Below are 1663 nucleotides of genomic sequence, written 5' to 3'. Positions count from 1 at the left end.
AGCAAGGGCCGAATCTCTTTGAGTTTGGGCCGAATGATTTTCAATTTGGGCCGAATAAGTTGAGAAATAGGCCGAATCAAAGGCAGATGAGAGGACTTTTTAAAGCCAACGGCCTCAACGAGAGCGAGTTATTTCAAAAAAGAGTCGCTAACTAGGAAAAAACGAATTCAACTAAACAGAAAAGAGACAGATACACTATTTTTACAAGGGCCAAAGCATAAATGGCTTTTTTTATGTGGCAGCAAGTGACGGATGACCTTTTAGAGAGTCGTCTGATTTTGTTTGACGGATGATTATAACTATTAAAATAGTTCTAAAGTAATAGACAAATAATGTATTTTTATATAATGTTAGGTATATAAGACTATTAAGGAAAAGGTGATTATTTTGTATTGTTCTTCTTGCAGCCAAGAATTGGATCGAAGTTCGAAGTATTGTCCAAACTGTGGAAAAAGTAGAAAGAAGTCAAAAATGCTTCCATTCTTACTTGTATTAAGTTTGTTTACCACAACAGGGTTTGCGTATTCATTATATTACTATTTTGATAAAATATCTGTCTCCCCAACTACAAAAATCGAAACAGTAAAAGAACCGAAAAAAGAAGTGGTCAAGCAAACTAAAGAGGCAGCACCAGTTAAAACTGAGGTGGTGAAAAAGACTCCATCAGTGACACCTCTGAATTTACCGAAGCTGATTGCAGAAGCTCAGAATAGTGTTTTTACTATTTTTACAGAAACCAGCCAGGGCTCAGGTTTTTTGATCAGCGATAAGGGAGATGTCCTGACAAATGCTCATGTGGTTGAGGGGAACGTAGATGGTATCGTAAAAGATAAACAAGGGAACCAACTTTTTGGACAGGTTATCGGGTACTCTAACGAAGTAGACATTGCCATTATCAGAGTGCCTGAGCTTGCAGGGAAAAAACCGCTAGCTCTTGAAACGTCAACACCAGCTATGGTCGGTCAGGAAGTAATTGCGCTAGGTACGCCACAAGGGTTAGAAAATACCGCAACTTTGGGGTATGTGACAGGCACTGACCGAAACTTTTTCATTGGAGAACGCTCATATGATCATATTTATCAGATGTCCGCTCAGATTGCACCTGGCAGCAGCGGAGGGCCGCTACTCTCTAAAGAAACCGGAAAAGCTATTGCGGTTAATTCTGCTAAAATGGTAAATGAAGATTCAGTAGGATTTAGTATTCCAGTTAAGGATATTTATTCGCTCGTCAGCGACTGGATGAATACACCAATGAGTATAGATGCGATTCAGGAACTATTCTATAACGAAAATGGCGATTATTATTATGAAGACCTTTGGGAAAATGAAAACGAATGGTATTTTGATGGCGGCGATTATTCTGAAGATGAAGAATACAATTCATCAGAAGAATATGATGGTGACTTAACATATGAAGAAGAACAAGGCATGGATGAAAATACGGACAGCAACACTGAGCAAGACTATATAGATGAAGACGAAGATTATAATGAGGAATATTCCGAAGATGAAGAAGACAATGATTATAATGAGGAATATTCCGAAGATGAAGAAGACAATGATTATAGTGATGAGTATTCAGATGGAATTGATGGAGAAGATAATGAAAATGACAATGAAAATGACAATAGTATTGAAGAGGATGATTCTGATTTAATGGAAG

General features: G+C 37.7%; 1 protein-coding gene. It reads left to right on the top strand.

The features are described 5' to 3' along the window. Positions 1-471 precede the first annotated feature (471 nt). Positions 472-1663 (top strand): S1C family serine protease (locus tag WYK_RS06185; protein ID WP_051387347.1); only part of this gene is annotated, 1192 nt, incomplete at its 3' end.

Origin of the sequence: Peribacillus psychrosaccharolyticus ATCC 23296 (assembly GCF_000305495.1) — a bacterium.
GTDB lineage: Bacteria > Bacillota > Bacilli > Bacillales > DSM-1321 > Peribacillus > Peribacillus psychrosaccharolyticus.
This window is presented reverse-complemented; position numbering and strand designations above follow the sequence as displayed.